Source organism: Aurantiacibacter hainanensis, from assembly GCF_036321025.1.
Taxonomy (GTDB): domain Bacteria; phylum Pseudomonadota; class Alphaproteobacteria; order Sphingomonadales; family Sphingomonadaceae; genus Alteraurantiacibacter; species Alteraurantiacibacter hainanensis.
Genome location: NZ_JAZAPB010000002.1, coordinates 655569 through 673536 on the forward strand (window position 1 = coordinate 655569; position 17968 = coordinate 673536).

11 protein-coding genes are annotated in these 17968 nt (G+C 63.7%); 2 read left to right on the top strand and 9 right to left on the bottom strand.

Annotated elements, in window-relative coordinates; all coding sequences use genetic code 11:
• The first annotated feature begins 35 nt into the window (after nt 1–35).
• Entirely contained in the window at nt 36–5084 is a 5049-nt protein-coding gene (locus AAA989_RS10670; RefSeq protein ID WP_338243391.1) for an autotransporter domain-containing protein, read from the top strand.
• A gap of 94 nt (nt 5085–5178) precedes the next feature.
• Here the strand turns inward: AAA989_RS10670 and fumC are convergent, their stop codons facing one another.
• On the bottom strand, nt 5179–6564 hold the full coding sequence (gene fumC, locus AAA989_RS10675) for a class II fumarate hydratase (protein WP_338245508.1): 1386 nt from the start codon (nt 6562–6564) through the stop codon (nt 5179–5181).
• 302 nt (nt 6565–6866) lie between these two features.
• Between fumC and AAA989_RS10680 the strand changes: the two genes are divergently transcribed.
• Nucleotides 6867–7319: a hypothetical protein gene (locus AAA989_RS10680; RefSeq protein WP_338243393.1), complete on the top strand. Its 453-nt coding sequence runs from the start codon at nt 6867–6869 to the stop codon at nt 7317–7319.
• A gap of 92 nt (nt 7320–7411) precedes the next feature.
• Here the strand turns inward: AAA989_RS10680 and AAA989_RS10685 are convergent, their stop codons facing one another.
• The 8 genes from AAA989_RS10685 to AAA989_RS10720 form a co-directional block, all read right to left on the bottom strand.
• A complete protein-coding gene (locus AAA989_RS10685; RefSeq protein ID WP_338243395.1) occupies nt 7412–7987 on the bottom strand; it encodes a c-type cytochrome in 576 nt (191 codons plus the stop codon).
• Nucleotides 7984–8484 carry a DUF6692 family protein gene (locus AAA989_RS10690; RefSeq protein WP_338243397.1) on the bottom strand — a complete coding sequence of 167 codons (501 nt, stop codon included), beginning with the start codon at nt 8482–8484 and terminating at the stop codon, nt 7984–7986. Before AAA989_RS10690 ends, AAA989_RS10685 begins: the two co-directional genes overlap by 4 nt.
• A complete protein-coding gene (locus AAA989_RS10695) occupies nt 8481–8987 on the bottom strand; it encodes a DUF305 domain-containing protein (protein WP_434781454.1) in 507 nt (168 codons plus the stop codon). The genes AAA989_RS10690 and AAA989_RS10695 overlap by 4 nt, the downstream gene beginning before the upstream one ends.
• 105 nt (nt 8988–9092) lie before the next feature.
• Entirely contained in the window at nt 9093–11957 is a 2865-nt protein-coding gene (locus tag AAA989_RS10700; protein ID WP_338243401.1) for a TIM-barrel domain-containing protein, read from the bottom strand.
• Nucleotides 11954–13399, bottom strand: a complete 1446-nt coding sequence (locus AAA989_RS10705; RefSeq protein WP_338243403.1) for a DUF5597 domain-containing protein — start codon at nt 13397–13399, stop codon at nt 11954–11956. The genes AAA989_RS10700 and AAA989_RS10705 overlap by 4 nt, the downstream gene beginning before the upstream one ends.
• A gap of 265 nt (nt 13400–13664) precedes the next feature.
• Nucleotides 13665–14786 (bottom strand): CapA family protein, encoded by a 1122-nt coding sequence (locus tag AAA989_RS10710; RefSeq protein ID WP_338243406.1) that lies wholly within the window; start codon nt 14784–14786, stop codon nt 13665–13667.
• Between the two features lie 2 nt (nt 14787–14788).
• Nucleotides 14789–16393, bottom strand: coding sequence for a carboxylesterase family protein (locus tag AAA989_RS10715; RefSeq protein WP_338243408.1), 1605 nt, complete (start codon nt 16391–16393; stop codon nt 14789–14791).
• Entirely contained in the window at nt 16378–17967 is a 1590-nt protein-coding gene (locus tag AAA989_RS10720) for a tannase/feruloyl esterase family alpha/beta hydrolase (RefSeq protein WP_338243410.1), read from the bottom strand. Before AAA989_RS10720 ends, AAA989_RS10715 begins: the two co-directional genes overlap by 16 nt.
• Between the last annotated feature and the right edge of the window lies 1 nt (nt 17968).

The window sequence follows — 17968 nt, forward strand, 5'->3', positions numbered from 1 at the left end:
GTGGATTTTTTGCGCCGCCAAGAGGGAGTGTCATAATGCTGCGTTCTACGAGGTCTTGCCTTCTCACCACCAGTGCGATTGCCGGTTTCGCCGTCCAGGGACTTGCCGTGCCCGCACACGCGCAAAATGCCTTCGGCATTCACATCGATACGCCCGAGCTGGAAGTCATCACCGTCGTGTCGGGTGAAACCGTCTACGGGACTTCGATCAGCGTCTATGCGGACAACGGTCCGGTCGACCTCACGGTCGAGGAGAATGGCGAAATCCGCAGCGATGGCTTCGATCCGGGAAGTGCCACGACCCGGTCCGAAGGCGGCGTCGTCATCGCGCAGCCCAGCTCCACCGTGACCAACAGCGGCCTGATCTCGAGCAGCGCGAGCGGTGTGACCACCACCTACTTCTTCGGTGAGGATGCCAACGGCAATCCGCTGCCGCCCCAGGCTTTGACGAGCAACACCACCGTCATCAACACCGGCAGCGGCCTCATCATCGGTCAAGGCGGGAACGGCGTATCCATTCTGGGTGGCGGCTCGGTCACCAACGATGGCCTGATCAGGGGCACCGGGACGACCAGTTCCACCGGCGTGCTGATGGCTGGCTACCCCGAGCGCATCGAAGATGGCGTTACCGGGATCGGTTCGATCACCAACGGTGCGGATGGCACGATCGAGGGCGGGGTATTCGGCGTACTCCTGAGCGGCGGCGGCACCATCGACAATGCAGGCACCATCCGCTCGCTCAACCAGCAGGCGGCGCCTGGCACCAGTCCTTTCGGGGTCATCCTCAGCGCAACAGCCGGACAGGAAGGGCGCGAAGCCACTCTGAACAACAGCGGCTCAATCAGCGGCCTGCTGGGCACCCTTGTGCAGGGAACCCTCGTCGAGACGACGATCAACAACAGCGGCTCCATCGAGGGCATCGGCGCTGGCATGTTCCTCAACGCGGCCGACGGCCTCACCACCATCAACAATGACGCCGGCGGCCTCATCAGCGGCGGCAGCTATGCCATTCGCGCCAATGCTGGCGATGTCGTGATCAATAACGCCGCCGATGCGCAGATCCTGTCGGGCACCAACGCCATCGAGGTCTTCACGCCTGGCGCAGTCATCAACAACGCCGGCTTGATCGAGGGCGCGCAGTATGGCGTGCACGCGGTGCTCGTCACCGGGCCGGGGTTTGTCGCCGGGACCGAGGTGAACAACAGCGGCTCGATCATTGGCCTCAATAACGATGGCATTCGCCTGGCCGGCGGTGGCAGCGTGACCAACAGCGGCACCATCGCGGGGATGCAAGGCCCGCAGAGCGACGGCATCTCGATGTTCCCGCAGGTGCAGCAGGCCAACGATGACTACTTCGCCGAAGTCATCAACCTCGAAGGCGCTTCGGTCTACGGGGCACGTTTCGGAATCATCCTTTCGGCTGGCGGTGACGTGACGAACGCCGGCGACATTCAGGGCGTCGAAGGCGGTGTATTCATCCAGGGCATTGCGCTCAATTCCGCCGACGAAGAAGAGCGCAGCGGTCTGACCGGCGGGCTGATCAATACCGGTTCGATCACCGGCGAACTGGGTGCCGCGGTGGGCTTCGGCAGCGACCTGCTGACGGCATTGCTCATCAACGAAGGCACGATCACGAGCCTGACGGCCGCGGGCGTCAGCCATCTATCCAGAGCGGATCTGACTGTCACGAATACCGAGAACGGCGTGATCGAAGGGGCGACGTCGGGCATCTATTCTGGTGCATCCGGCACCCTGACGGTCGAAAACGCGGGCACGATCATCGGCAACGGCGTTTATGACGGATTCGATGCCGCGCCCGATGCAGGCATCACTATCGCGACCATCGATTCCAGCGTGACCAACACGGGCACCATCATCGGTGCCGGTGCCGGCATCACGACCGCCTATCAATATGATGCGGTTGCTGATGCCGTAGTCGGGTTGGCGGTAGATACCGTCGTGGTGAACTCCGGCACGATATCGGGCCAGGCCAACGATGGCGTCCGGCTGATCGGCGGCGGGCTTGTCACCAACAGCGGCAGCATTTCCGGCGCCGGGAACCAGTATGCCGACGGCGTTTCGATGTTCCGATACGAGGATCAGGCAGCCGACGGCTATTCCGCGGAGGTGTTCAACGACGCGACCGGCGAAATCGAAGGGCAGCGCTTCGGCGTCATCCTTTCCGGCGGCGGCGCGATCACCAATGAGGGGACGATCAGCGGCGACTTCGGCGGCGTCGCAATTCAGAGCCAGGGCGGCGATGCCGGACAGGTGGCGGTGCTTGTCAACACCGGCACCATCGAGGGCGGAACCTACTCCGGTGCTCAATTCTTCGGCTCCGTGAACGATGTCGAAGTCACCAATTCGGGCACGATCGAAGGGGCCGAGGTTGGCCTCGCAGCCTATTCCAACGGCGACTTCACGCTGGTGAACAGTGGCACCATCCGCGGGCAGGCGATCGGCGTGGATGCGCCCAACCTCGGCGCCGCTTCCATCACCAACAGCGGCACCATCGTGGGCGTGACGGATGTGGCCCTGACCACCGCCTCGCAAACGACGCTGATCAACTCCGGCACGCTGCAGGGCGGGGGCGATTACGCCGTCATCCTCGGCGCTGCAGACGATACGGTTATCCTGCAGACCGGAAGCAATATCGTGGGGGCCGTGGATGCGGGTGATGGCACTGACAGCCTGACCCTCGAAGGTGATGTCCTGGTCCTCACCGAGGACCAGTCGCTGGGTGCGACCGAGAACTTTGAATCGCTGAACGTCACCAAGGGCTACTGGAACACCCAGGGCTTCGCGGGATCGTTCGGTTCGGTGACGGTTGGCGATGGCGCATCCCTGCAGGTGAACGAAGCGGCCCTCGGCGGGGAGGTATTCTCGTCGATCGATACCGCGCAGGTCGTGAACGACGGCACTCTGCTGCTGAACTTCACCCAGGACGACATCGTCGACGGCGAGCTCGCCATTTCGGGAACGGGGGACGTCGTACTGCTTGGGGATGCGGTGCTGACCGTGGCGTCGGACACGCTGACCTACACGGGCGGCACGACCGTCGCGAATGGCGGACTGATCCTTACCGGCTCGCTGAGCGGCGATGTCTCCACCAGCGGTGACGGGTTCTTCCAGCTTGGCACGGGCGGGACCGAAGGCACCTTCTCCGGCAGCATCGTCAACAACGGTCGCTTCGTCTTCAACCGCAGCGACGACTATGATTTCGAGGGGAACTTCTCCGGCTCGGGCATTCTCGACAAGTATGGTGCCGGCACGCTGATCTTCCTGGGCGACTACTCTTTCGAGGGCGTCACCAATATCTTCGGCGGGTCGGTAAGGATCGGGGGAGTCATCGATCCCGAGACCGAGTTCGATCTGGCAGATGGCGGAAACCTGGACATCGCCGGGAACGACCAGACCATCGGCGGTCTCTCGGGAAGCGACGACTCTTCGGTGTCGCTGGGCAGCCAGACACTCACCATCGACCAGGATGAGAATACCGAATTTGCCGGTGTCATCGAGGGGACGGGCGATCTCGTGCTCGCCGGCGGCGGCACGCTCAACCTTTCGGGGAACAGCACCTACACCGGAGCGACCCTCGTCAACGGCGGCACGCTGGCGGTGAACGGCTCGATCGTCTCGAACGTGACGGTGAACTCCGGCGGCACGCTGGGCGGCAACGGTTCGACCGGCGGCGCCACCATCAACACCGGCGGCACGCTGGCACCCGGCAATTCCATCGGCCGTCTGACGGTCAACGGCGATCTCGCCTTCGCTGCAGGGTCGGTCTACGAAGTGGAAGTGAACGCTGCCGGGCATGCTGACCGCGTCGATGCCACGGGCAATGTCACCATTGCCAGCACGGCAAGCGTGGAGGTGATGGCAGAAGACGGCACCTACGCGCCGCGCACCGATTATGTCATCATCACCGGGGCAGGGGGAGTATCGGGCACCTTCGGGACGGTCACGACCGACCTGGCCTTCCTCGATCCGCTGCTGCGCTATTCCGAAAACCAGGTCACGCTCTCGCTGTATCGCAACGACATCGATTTCGCCGATGCCGCAATCGGGGCCAACCAGATCGGCGTTGCCACCGCGGTCCAGGCTCTAGGTTTCGACAACCCGTTGTTCGAAGCGGTGCTGGTCCAGAACACGGCAACCGCCCGGCAGACCTTCACCGATCTTTCGGGTGAGATCCTCGCGAGCACGGTGGCAGGTCTGACCGACGACAGCAGGCACCTGCGCAACGCTCTGCAGGCGATGGAAACACCGTCGCAAGCCGGACCGTTCGCCTGGGCAAGCGGCTTTGGCGGCAAGAGTGATTTCGACACCGGGCTGGGCCTCGAAGGCGATCACCTCGGCGCGGTCGGCGGACTGGGTTATGCCGGCAGCGGCTTCGCAATCTCGTTGTCCGGCGGCATCGGTTCTTCCGATTTCGAGATCGACGGACGCTCTGACGAGGCGATGGCGGACAGCACCTTCGTCGTTGCGCATGCCGCGTTCGGCAACCGTGCCGGGTTCAATGGCGGGGCCGGTGTCGCCTACGCCTGGCACGACATCGACACTTCGCGGTCCGTTGGCGTGCCCGCTCCGGCGCAAACGCTCGCCTCGCAGCGCGATGCCAACACGGTGCAGGCGTTCGGTGAGGTGGGCTACGGCTTCGTGTTCGGCGACGCACTAGTGACCGCGATGGCCGAATTGGCGCACGTCTCCACCGATGCCGATGGTGTCGCCGAGGCGGGTGGATCCGCCGCGCTGACTGCAGCCGATATGGAGATGGACACCACCTATCTCAGCCTTGGCGCGAAGATCGGTCTTGCCGACGAGGGCGCGACCTTCCGCCCCTTCGCCTCGGCCGCGTGGAACCGCGCTTTCGGTGACCGGACAGCAGTCCAGTCTGCCCGCTTCACCTCGGGTGGACCGGCCTTCAGCATCGCGGGCGTCACCATTCCCAGGGACTCGGCTGAACTCGAGGCGGGCTTCGAGTTCGATCTTGGCGGTGCGGTGCTGGGAGCGGCCTACTCAGGCGTTCTCGGCGGATCGAGGGATGCCCACGGCGCCCGCGTTTCCGTTCTCGTCAGCTTCTGATTGACTATCCAACGGGGGGAAGGCGGAGCCGAAAGGTTCCGCCTTTTTCCATTGCGGGCTTCTGCAAGATCCGCTGCTCAGTCACGGTCGGTCGCTAGACCATATCCTGGGGTCGCACGAGGCGGTCGAAGGTCTCCGGATCGACCAGTTCGAGTTCAACCGCCGCTTCCTTCAGCGTCTGGCCGTTCTTTAGCGCGTGCTTGGCAATACGCGCCGCGTCGTCGTAGCCGATTTCCGGCGCCAGCGCGGTGACCAGCATCAGCGAGCGTTCCACCAGTTCGGCGATCCGCTCCTCGTTCGCCTCGATCCCCGCGACGCACCGATGTGCAAAGCTGTCCATTCCAGTGGCGAGCAGTTCGAGCGAGTGCAGCACGTTCGCCCCGATCAGCGGCATGAAGGTGTTCAGTTCGAACTGGCCCTGCATCCCGCCAAGCGTAGTCGCCTGGTGATTGCCGATGACCTGCGCAGCGACCATCGTCAGCATCTCGACCTGCGTGGGATTGACCTTCCCCGGCATGATCGAGCTGCCGGGCTCGTTGGCCGGTAGCGACAGCTCGCCCAGGCCCGACCTCGGACCGGAGGCGAGCAGGCGAATGTCGTTGGCCATCTTGTTCAATGCCACTGCCAGCGTGTTGAGCGTCCCCGAGAAGGATACCAGACCGTCCCTGGCGGCGAGCTGCTCGAAGGAATTGTCGGCCGGCCGGAACGCCTCGCCCGTGATTTCGGAAAGCGCAGCCACCATGTCGTCACGCCAGCCATCAGGCGCGTTGAGCCCCGTTCCAACCGCCGTTCCGCCAATGGCAAGTACGGCAAGATCGCGTTCGAGCGAAGTCTGAATACGCTCCCGGCAACTGGCCAGCTGCGATGCGTAGCCCGAGAATTCCTGCCCCAGGGTCAGGGGCGTCGCATCCTGCGTATGGGTTCGCCCGATCTTCACGATGTCGGCGAAGGCGCTCGCCTTGCGGTCGAGCGCTGAATGCAGCGCGTTCAAGGCCGGCAGCAGCTTTTGCTTCGCGGTCAGTGTGGCCGCGATGTGCAAGGCCGTCGGGAAGGTATCGTTCGAGCTTTGCGACTTGTTCACGTGATCATTGGGGTGGACCGGTTCCTTACCCCCGCGGGTGCCCACCAGATCTTCGTTGGCGATCCCGGCAATCACTTCGTTGACGTTCATGTTGGTCTGTGTGCCGCTGCCGGTCTGAAAGACGGTCAGCGGGAACTGGTCGTCATGATCCCCGGCACGAACTTTCCTGGCCGCCGCCTCTATGGCGTTGGCAAGCCTGGTCTCCAGGCCGTGCTTGCGATTGATGCGTGCCGCGGCCTGCTTCACCGCCGCCTGGGCGTGGACGATCTGGATCGGCATGCGATGATGCGCCGGGAAGGGAAAGTTCTGAAGGCTGCGCTGGGTCTGCGCGCCCCAGTAGGCATCCGCGGGAACCTCGATTGGTCCGATGGTGTCTGTTTCGGTCCGGGTGTCGTTCATAACCTCGCCTTTGCCCATGATGGGTCCGATGGAGTTGTCGCTCGCCGATGACTTGGTAACGAACGTTTCACCGGCGGTTTCCGGTGCGGTGAGCGGACGGCTGGAAAGCAGCGATAGCGGATCGCAATCCAAGTATTGGTAGAATGATCGCGCCGACCTGCACAGGAAGAACGAGCCGTGTGGAAAACTGCAAGTTCGCCTCACGTTGGAATAGACACGATATCAGACGCTTGCAAAGCAGCGGGCCTCAGAACGTTTCTGAGATTTGCAAGGAAGGATCAACGTTGTTTAAGAGAATTTGCTTGGCGGCTGCGGGCGTCGCCGCCTGTGCTGCAAGTGCAGCAAGCGCCCAGGATTACAGTCTCGATCCGACATATGGATCGGTCACCCTTGAGGCCGGCTTCACCCCCGATCCGTTCACCGTGAACCTGAGTTCCGGCGGAAGCCGGGAAGCGTCATCCGCCCATGACAGCTGCCGCGGCTATATCGCCAATGCGCCCGACTATCGGCTGAACTACGAAAGCGGCGGCTTCCCGCTGATCATCTCCGTCGATTCGAACGTGGACACCACCCTCGTCGTCAACGGTCCGAACGGTTCGTGGCATTGCGACGACGATAGCGGCGAAAAGTCGCTCAATCCCATGGTGCGGATCGATAAGCCGATGAGCGGCCAGTACGACATATGGGTCGGTACCTATGGCAGTGACGACATCGAACCCGCGGTTCTGCAGATTTCGGAACTGAGCAGTCAGTAGGCTGCCGGAAGCCGGTTGGACCGTTTTCGGGACCTGACCGGCTTCCTATCCATATCCAGGGCATCACCCAGGGTTGCCTCCGTGGAAAGGCGTCAGTCCTCGTGCGGCTCGGTGCCCGGAGCGTGGGAATGGCCTGCCTCTTCGCTTCCACCGCCATGCTCCGACGAATAGGCGGCGTATTGCGCCTCGCCCATCCGGGGCATCGCTTTCACGAAGGCCGTGATGTTCCACATGGTCTCCTCGTCGTGGGTCGCGCCGAAAGCCGGCATGCCGGTCATCTTCGCGCCGTGGTCGACCAGCCAGTACACCTCGCTCGCGCTCCATTGATCCGCGACGCGGGCCAGGGCGGGGGGCTTGGGCCGCATGCCCTCTGCCCATCCGGCGCGGCTTTCGCCCACGCCGCCGTGACAGTGGGCGCACATCGACTTGTATTCAGGCGCTCCGGCATCGACCATGGCCCGGGTCAGTTCGGGCGCGGTGATATCGGCGGCATGACCCTGAACGGAATTCACGAAATTGGTGTTGAGCGCCCACGCGCCGACGGGTGTGTGCCGCTCGGTCGCCGCGACGTTATAGCCGCCGGTAAGGATCACCAGCAGCGCCACCAGCAGCCCCAGGAGAAACAGGGCCAGCGCACCCAGGGCAAAGGAACTCCAGCGGATCGTCATGTCGCTTCTCCTTGCACGTCCATGCACTGGACATAGCCGCGATAGCCGAGCTCGTCCTCCGCTTCGGGCGGGACGACGATCATCTCCATCTCGGGCAGTCCCGCATTGCCTTCTCCTTCGAGCGGACGCAGCGTGACGATCAGTCCGCCGTCCTCGAAGCGGTTCTGGCCGGTGCGCGGAAGCACGATGAGCTTGCCGTTGAGCTTGATCGCTCCGCTTGCGCCCGGCTCGTACAGGAAGGAAGGAAATGCCACCTCCGTCAGCCTGACGGCACAGCGTCCATCCATGCCGCCAAGGGCGCTCACATCGGCATCGGTCATGGTCTCCGGCTTGATTATCGCCGTCGTGACATTCCGCAGCGCGGCCTGGGCGCCCATGATAGGTGCAGGCGTGGGTGCGGGGTCGATCTGGGCCTCCCGATCGTTGCCGACCGCGGTGTTCTGATTGCAGGCAGCCAGCATCAACGTGAAGGTTGCAGCCAGTGAACGGATAATCATTGTTCCGCCTCCCCGGTTTCAATCTCCTCCGGGAGGCGCTTGGCTACGCGCACCCCGTTCTTCTCGATATCGTCGATCAGGTATTTCATCTGCGAAATCTCCCGCCGCTGGGCGAGGATGATGTCATGCGCCAGCTTGCGTACGCGCGGATCGCGGATGTGAGCCCGCTCGCTTGTCATGATGGCTATCGAGTGGTGGGGAATCATGGCTTTCATGTACTCGGTGTCCGTCACCGTCGTCTGGCTGCGCACCAGCCACAGCGAGAGTGCAAACACTACCGCCGCCACCGCGAGGATAATCAGGTTCTTGGTCCTGCTCTTGTACATGCTCCACATGAAGAGCAGCATCACCACCATCATCGCAGCGCCCATGACGAAGGCCATCCAGAAGCGCGTCTCGCTCCAGAAGATGTGATCGGCGTCGTAGGTGTTGAGATACATCAGCCCGAACATCACTGCTGTTCCGGCGGCGATCATGAGCATGAACCGCACGTACATGTTCATGCCCTGTCCGTGCTGTTCGCTATCAGACATGGGATTTTCTCCTTCAGCCTCGGTGAACCAATGACCTGCTCGCTGCGATAGTTCCAAGACTGCGACGGATAGGAGCTACCGTAATGACAGTTCCACGGCCTTGCCGTCGTATGCAACCGTGCGGGTGGCTTCCTCGGAGAAGACCGGCATCGTGCCTTCGCCATCGTGAACGATCACGCCGATCTGCCGGGTTGCATGCATGCGGGGATAGTTCCCCATGCGTTCGGCTATGACCAGTGTGCCGGCAGCATCGTTCCACGTCATCGGGATGCGGCTGTATTCCCCTTCCCGATAGCCCATGTCGGTCCCTTCGTCTTCGTAGAGCGCAAAATTGCCGTCGGCACCAGTGAAGACATGGATGGTCAGTGCGCCACCGGTGTCCGCGGCGGTCGACTGGACGACGGGGCCGGTCGGCACGATGGCACCGGCCCTGGCATAAAGCGGCATGCGCTCGCGCGGGGCAGGAGCGGCAATGGTCTGGCCTCCTTCCAGCCGGGCGCCGGACAGCAGGTCTATCCATGACGTTCCGGCAGGCAGGTATACCTGCCGCGAACGCGCCTCGAACTCGGTGACGGGTGCAACCAGCAGGGCGGGACCGAACAGGTACTCGTCGTCGATTTCCCAGGTGGCGCGATCGCCTTCGAAATCCATCACCAGCGGGCGCATGATCGTGCCGTGCTCGAAATGCGTCTCCGCCGCCACGGTGTAGATGTAGGGCATCAGCTGGTAGCGCAGCCGGTGGTAATGCGTGAGGCTCTCCATCATCGCCGGGTCTTCGGCTGCGATGATCGGCGTTTCGCGATGCGGATACTCGCCGTGGCTGCGGAACAGCGGGCTGAACGCGCCGAACTGGAACCAGCGGGTATAGAGCTCGCGCCATTCGGGCAGGTGTTCGGGGTCTTCCTGGCTGTAGCGGCTTTCCAGGGCGAAGCCGCCAATATCGTGGGTCCAGTGCGGCACTCCGGCGAGGCTGAGGTTGAGGCCGGCGCTGATCTGATCGCGCAGGTCGTCCCACCGTGCGGCCACGTCGCCGGACCACAGCGCTGCGCTGGCACGCTGCACGCCTCCGAAACCGCTGCGCGTCAGGATGAAAGGCCGCCGGTCGGGCTGCGCATCCCGCAGTCCCTCGGCCACGCCTTCCGCGTGGGGAAGGGGATAGGAATTGAAGATCGCCGCTCCCGGAACGCCGGTGGCGGGGCTGGTCATCTGGTACTTGCGCTCCTCCACCGACAGGTTGGAATGCCAGTCCGGCTCGGTCGCATCCATCCACCAGGCATCGAAGCCCAGCGGCAAAAGCGTATCGCGCATCTGGCGCCAGTAGATGTCTCGCGCCTCGGCGGTGTAGGGATCGTAGAAGGTGTTGGCATATCCCGGCCCCACCCAGTCGAGCTGACCCGCCTCCAGGGGGCGCTGGTAGAGGTAGTTGCCCGCTGCGAGTTCCTGTGCATGTTCGGTGGTGGGGTAGAATTTCGGCCAGACGCTGATCATGATCCGCGCATTCTGGTCCTGCACCTCGCGCACCATGGCGGCGGGATCGGGAAAGCGCGCGGGATCGAAGCAGTGGCAGCCCCAGCTGTCTTCGGGCCAATAGAACCAGTCCTGCACGATATTGTCGATCGGGATCTCGGCATCGCGATAGGCGCTGACCACGTCCAGCAGTTCGGCCTGCGTGTTGTAACGCTGGCGCGATTGCCAGAAGCCGAACGCCCATTCGGGCATCATCGGTGCCTCGCCCGTCAGTCGCCGGTATCCGGCAATGGCATCGTCCATGCCGGGCGCGGGGACGACGTAATAGTCGATCGCCTTGCCAGCCTCGCTGGCGAAGCTGACCGAGTGGCGGTCGGCTTCCGGCAGAGGATCGGCATAGTCGAGCGCGATGTAGCCTTGGTTCGGCTCCCACTCGATGCGGAATTCCTTGGTTTCGCCGGGAGCGAAATCGAGTTCGAAATTGTGGTACCAGGGGTTCCAGTTCTGCCGCCAGCGATGAAGCACCTCTTCGCCATCGGCAAACACGCTGACATAGCTCGAGGAGTAGAGGCGAAACTTGTAGGTGCCGCCCTCGCGCATGGTCACATCGCCGGTCCATACGACGCGTTGTTCCTGCACCGCATTGCCCGCGGTATTCTGGCCGGTGGTCGCGGCCTCCACCGCAGCGCGCGCCTCTTCGGGCCAGCGCTCCTGGTCGCGGATGTACTGGTAGTCGATCGTGTCTTCGCGGCGCGAAACGACCAGTTCGTCGCCCAAGTAGTAATCAGCCTTCCAGCCGCCTTCGAAGCCATGTCCCTGACTGTCCCGATCGGACCAGAAGATGAGGTCCGGGCGCAGGCGCTGATAGGGCTCCGGATCGCCCACGCGGGTTATCGAGTTGTTGTCCCAAAGCAGCCCGTATCCGCGCGTCGAGACGAGGTAGGGGATCGATATCGCCATGTTGTGCTGGGCGAGTTCGACGTCCTCGCCGTTGTAGTTCATCTGCCGGTTCTGGTGCTGGCCGAGGCCGTAAAGCCCCTCGTCGGTGCCTCGGTTGAACTGCACGCGGGTAGCGAACCATTGCTGCCCTTCGAGTTCGACAGGCGTCATGGAGCGCGCAGCGGCATTCTCGTCGAGCAGCAGTTCTCCTTCGCGCCCGTAGACGACAAGCCGTCCGTCTGAGAGTTGCACCATGGCCGTGCCGCCTGAGGAGGTGAGACTGGCCCAGCCGTCGGCGCTCGAGAATTCCGGCGCGCCATCGGCCTCGGCGATCACCATCAGGCTGTCCACCGCATCGTCGGCATCTTCCGCCACGGTCACGCGGAAGCTGCCATCGGCGAATGCCAGCACGCGAATCTCCTCGCCGGCATCGGTGGTGACGATCATGCCGAGATCGACCTGCTCGACCTCTCCGGCCAGTGCCGAAGTCGTCAACGCCAGGAAGCTGGCGGTCGCGGCAAGTGCATGTTTCATCGGTATGTTCCCATTTCCACGCGCAGCCACACGGGCTGCTGTCCGAAGTTGAATCCGTAGTCGACGAGATCGCCGTTCCAGCGGCGGCGCATGACCCATTCGCCATCGACGAAGGTGCCTTCCTGCGCTTCTATGATCTGCGCCTGCTCGCCCGGTGCGGCATCGGCCAGCGCGAAGCGGACGCGCACGTTCTGACCGGTCAGGAGGAAGGTGTCGTCATCGAGTTGCGCGACCATCGTGCCTCCCGTCGCCACGTCCTTCAGCGGGTGCTCCTGCTGGCCTTCGAACGACCAATCGTCCTCACCGAACATCCAGCGCGCGTAATAGGCCCCGATCTGCCAGCGGCCCATCGTGTGGAACTGGTCAGCGCCATCCGGCCCGCGCGCCGTGCCCCATGTCGGCCGGTGCATGGCGATGCGCGCCCAGTCGCGTGCGACGGGGGCAAGGAAGCGGTAGGGTCCGGCGAAGGCCTCCACCGTCTCCTCGTCCAGCGCGACCGCGCCGAGCGGGTGATTGGAATAGCCCGAGCTGTCCATGCCGAAGGGGCTGAACATCACTCCTCCGCGGCCGAGAGTGGGCCAGATGAAGCGGGCGTAATCCTTCGCGTTGCCGATTTCCGGCACCAGCAGCGGCCACTCGCCCTCGCCATAGCGTTCGAGAAAGCGATGCACGGCGTCGGCGTTGCGGTTGTAGATGTCCGGCCCGTAGGCATCGACGCTGGGCGCGGCGATCCGCCAGATCGGCAGGGCGTTCCAGTTAGGGCCACCGGACGGGCCGATATCGCCGCCCTCGTCGGAAAAGGCGTTGCCGAGCGCGGCATTGACCAGCACGGGGAGTTCCCATTCTGCGAGACCGGCGCGGGCCACCCCCTCGACATAACGGGCCATGTGCCAGCTCATGAAGAACTGTTCCGCCCGCGGGCCGAAAGCCTCGGACCAGGTGCGGCGAGCGATGCCCAACCCGTCCGCCAGTTCCTGCGGTATCGGCTGTGTGAAAAGCCGCGCGGGGCCGTCTGCATGGTCGCGGGCGAGGCGGTAGCTGCCCGTCTCGTTCTCGACCTGAACCATGATCACGGTGTGCTGCGGATCGATCTGCGCCAATCGCCGCATGACCTGCGCAAAGGCGCGGGCGTCGGCTTCCTGCGTGGCCTTGCCGTGCGGGGAGAGCGCGTAGTGCGCCGTCCCGTCGGGGTTGCGCATGCGCGGGAAGCGTTGGCCGTCGCGCTTGACCCATGCTGGTGCATAGCTGGGCGCGGTATTCTTGAAGGCGCCGTACCACAGCAGCACGAGGCGCTTGTCGTGCCTGCGCGCTTCCCCGATCAGCGTATCGACGAAGGAAAGGTCGAATTGCCCTTCCACCGGTTCCACCTGCTCCCACGCGACCGGCATCAGCAGCGTATTGGCGTGCAGGCGGTCCATCATGGGCCAGACCGTTTCCAGCATGGCGGGATAGTTCGAGGCATTGTTGGCCTGGACCGCCAGCGCCAGGTAAGGCTCCCCATCGACAATGAAGGCCGTATAGGCGTCCCCGCGCTCGAAATGCGGAGCCTGCGACGAAGCGGGTGCCGCCGCCAGGCAAGCCAGGATGGCGCCGGCTAGAGCCGAAAGTAGACGCAGAACCCCCTCCTATGGTTGCGCTACCATCGCAAACTTGGGAAGCATTGCAAGAGATTCGCGTCAGCATGAGGCGGCCGGTGCGGGGAGGTAGTTAAGTGGCCGGGGAAAGCCTCAGGTTGCCGTCCTCCGTTTCTTCGATCGCGGTGTGAATTCCAGTCTCTCGCGTAATCGCGGTGAGGTAGTCGCGGAAATCCTCGAATTCGCGAGTGGCCTTGCCGACACGACGCGGGATGCAATCGTCATCGATCCGGAACGGAATGAAGGCCAGCGAGCACCCGTCTTCGCCCGGTTGCAACGAAGCGACGGCGGTATGGCGGGTTTCCTCGGGCAGCATGTATTTCTCTTTCGGCTTCCAGCCCGCGCTGGTCCGGGTCACTTCCTTGTAGCCCTGGGTCTGCTCGATATTGGCCATGTAGGCGGACGGCTGTTCGATCGCGAAGTTGCCCAGGCTGTGAATGATCGGTCGTCCGCGATGGAACTCGACCGGTTTCAGGAGATGCGGGTGGTGGCCGATGATGGCGTCGGCCCCTGCATCAATCATCTGGCGACCCACCACGCGCTGATAGTCCGCCAGCTTTGCACGCACGAAGTGGATGCCCCAGTGCATCGAGACAAAGACGTGATCGGCACTCTCGCGCGCCCTCGCGATATCATCCAGCAGCATGGCAAGATCGCTGTCGTCGGCATAGGTGCGGATGCGGGGATCGGTCCCAGGCTGGTCCGGCTCCACCTGCTCGTACAAGGTCTGAACCCGCAGCGGTGCGCATCCCGGCCGCTTGTTTTCCGCTGCATATCCGGCCGGCAGGATCGAACTGTAGGCAAGGAAGGCCAGCCTCCGGCCGCCCCGTTCGATCATCGCGGGGGTCCGGGCCTGCGCGAGATTGGCGCCGCCACCGCAAGGGGCGATCCCGGCTGCCTGCAGGTGGTCTACGGTATCGCAAAGGGCATCGCCGCCGAAGTCCATGGCATGATTGCCCGCTACCGACATCACGTCATACCCTGACCTGGCCAAGGCTGCGGCGATGGACGGCGGGCTGCGCATGGGCAGGCGGGCGTTGGGCGCAGGAGTGCCACGGTCAGAAAGGACGCATTCCATCTGCCCGAACACGCAATCGGCATCGAACGCGCCGTCCAGGGCTGCAAACATGGACTCCGGATCGGGCCTGCAGGGCGCGACGTCTCCCGTGGCATTGATTACGAGTTGGTCGGCCATCGTCAGTTCCTTCCGCCGTCTCGGCCTTGTGCTTCCCTGCTCCGGGCCAGCAGGAAATCGAGGATCGCTTCCAGGTTTCGTTCGAAGGCGTCATGCTCGTCATCGGTAACCAGCAGTTCCGCTGCCCCGCCTTGCGCCTGAAGACGTTCGTGGATGCGCCGGGATGCGGCGAACGAGGTGATCGGGTCTTCGCGCCCGTGGACGATCAGCGCTGGTATCGTGCTCAGGGTGGCGTAGTCGATCAACTCGGGATCGATCGGGCCCGCGCCAGGCGCAATGGCGGCCCACAGGTCCGGCCACTTTGCCGCGAGATGGAGAGTGCCTTCTCCACCCATCGAGTTGCCCGCAAGATAGATGCGACTTTCATCGATGGGGTACTCGCTGCGCACAAGCGCAAGGGTGGCGGCCACGTCGGCTTCGGCAGGTTCCACCAATAGGCGCTCTACCGGCTGAACCCTTCCGTCCCGGATGACCGGGCGCGGTGCGGGGATCGTGCCGTCGCCAAGCACCACGGGTAACCGATTGCCCCACACGCTGTTGGGATCGTCTCCCATCGGGCTGAGGACGGCCAGGCCGCGTTCCTGTGCGAGCCGCTCCAGTTCCCCGCTGGCAAAGGCGCTTCGCTCGTCCCCTGCCGAGCCGTGCAGCACCGCCAGAAGGGGCAGCTCGCTGGAACCGTCCCAATCGGTGGGAATGAAGACCCGGTATGGTTCGATCCGTCCGGATGTATCGGAGTAGTAGTGGCGGCCCTGGAGACCTCTCGCCCGCCACAGCGGATCCTCTCCCCGCTCCGCTGCAGCAAGCAAGGAGAGCGCGGCATCCAGTTCGGATCGAAGGTTGATATCGCGCACCCGCCTCGTTCGCAGATCGAGCGCTTGTACGAGATTTAGCGGATAGGCGATGCTCGCCTGCAGACCTGGTCGCACGTCCAGCCCGGCGAGGCCCTCACGAAGCCGGTTGCTGTCCTCGTCGAGGCCGCTGACCGTGAAAAGTCGGGTCTTGGTCGTGCCCAGCACCTGTTCGCCGTGCATCACCTCCGCCTCGATCTCCCAACTGCCATCTCCCAGCGCGCCGAGGTCGAGGCGGACATATTGCGGCTGCTCGACGAGATCGGGGCTCGCCAATTCCGAGTGCGATAGCAGCAGGATGTCGTCGTCGTCAGACCCGCCCCATCGGCGGGCGGAAAAGCGAAAGTGAATATCCGGGTACGAGAATTCTTGCGGAACGCCTGCGGGAAAATGCTGGCCAAGGGCCAGGATCAGGTCATCCTCCGGATCCACGGCAACCTGCGCGGGACGCAGCGCCAGCGATGCGATGAATTCCGACTGCGCGTTCCATGGCACGCCAAGGAATATTGCCCGCGCCTGCGAGTAAAGCCTTCTGGCTTCCCCGAACCTGCCGTCGAACAATTCCCGGCGAGCCAAGCCCGTAAGTTGGCGCGCCTCGTCAAGATTCCGGGTTTCGGGCCGGAGAACGGGCGAGACGATATTCTCGATCGCGAGCCACTGCAGATCATCGACCGGTTCGAATTGCTGCGCCGATACAGGCCAAGGCGAGAGGAGCGCCAGGGCTGCCGGCAGGAGAGGCGAAATCAGCCGGTTTCGCACGTGAAATTCTCGGCCAAGTCCGGATCGCCCGTTCCCTTGTAGACCGGGTAGGCGGGGAACATGCACAGCGGACGGGAGAAGGCCACTTCGCCATCCTCGACCTTGCTGGCTTCCAGTTGTTCGGGCGCCACGCCTTCCTCCACCCAGCGCATCATCGCGAGCAGTATGTCGTTCTGCGGGGTCGCCGGTTCGGGGGAGGGGGCGAGAAATGTCTGGCCGAACGTGTCGGCGCCGACACCGCCCGCGCAGTGATCGACACCGGGTGCGAGAAAGAGGCGGTAGAAGCTGTCGGTCGTCTCCTGGCCGAGGTAATCGCGCACGCCCTCGTAATAGGCGATGGTGGCCTCCCCCGGCACGATACCGTCGTTCCAGCCCTGGTAGCTGATCAGCTTGCCGTCCCGCCGAGCGAACGCGCCGATGTGAGGCGTGGAGAATTCGGCACCGGGAATGGCATTCTCGACCAGCGGCACGTCGCGAGCGGCGTCGAAGAGCGAGGCATCCCAGTCGGGGTCACGATAGTACCATTCGCCAAAGAATTCGCCCGGCCGTCCGCGTTCGCCGATAGCGGTGAACTCCGCCCCGGGCAGGAAACCTTCGAAAAGGACGCGGCCGTTTTCCCCCGTCACCGGACCGAGAATGCGCTCAGCCGTTTCGATCTTCTCAGGCGACAATCCGGGCGTATCCGCAATGCGGAACGTGCAGCTTCGCGGGTTGCCGATGATGCCATCCCTCACGCCGTCGTCGCTGTCGCACTGGGCAACTCCGGCGCGGGCGATTATGCCCCAATCATCCTGGGAAAGCGCGGTGCCGGGCCAGTCCCTGCCTATGAGAGCGCTTTCAAGCCAGCGCGCGGAAATTCCCGCGATGCTGTAGCCATGGGCGCCGGCGATCACGCCGTCGTAGTCGGACGGATAGCGCTGCACCTCGTTCATGGCCTGCATTCCGCCGCCCGAGCATCCCATGAAATAGCTGTATTGCGGCGCGCTGCCGTAGAAGGCGTCGATCAGGATGCGGGCGTTGACGGCGGACAGATGCTGCCCTCGATGGCCGTAGTTTTCCAGCCTTCGAGGATGTCCGATCGACCAGTTCTGTTCCTCGATCAGGTGGCCTGTATTGGTGCTGAGTGTCGCAAAGCCGCGCTGCACGCCGTGGGCAAGCCCGTCATAGCGCAGGAAACCCGCGAAACCGCCGTTTCCCGTGCCCAGCATGCGGCCATTCCAATCCTCGCGCAGAGGCAGCCAAAGTTCGAAGTCGATCTCGTCCTCGACGGTCGCTTCCACGCGGCAGAAGGCGGTTTCGATCTCTGCGGCGGGGTCGACCTTACGGGGATGAGGAATGGTCCAGGTGGGATCGGGGCGGATCTGTGTCGCGCGTCTTATGCGCAGGTCCGGCGCCCGCAAGGCAGTCAGTTGCTCGCAGGAGATCGCGCCGCGCGCCATCTCCGACGAGGTGAAGCCGTAGGGCTGTCGCACCTCCTCGGCGAGGCCTGGCTGGTTCAGGGAGCCCGCAACGAGAGCCATCACTGCAATGGAGAAAGCCCGTTTCACCAGCGAGGAGTTCCGCCCTTCATCCATT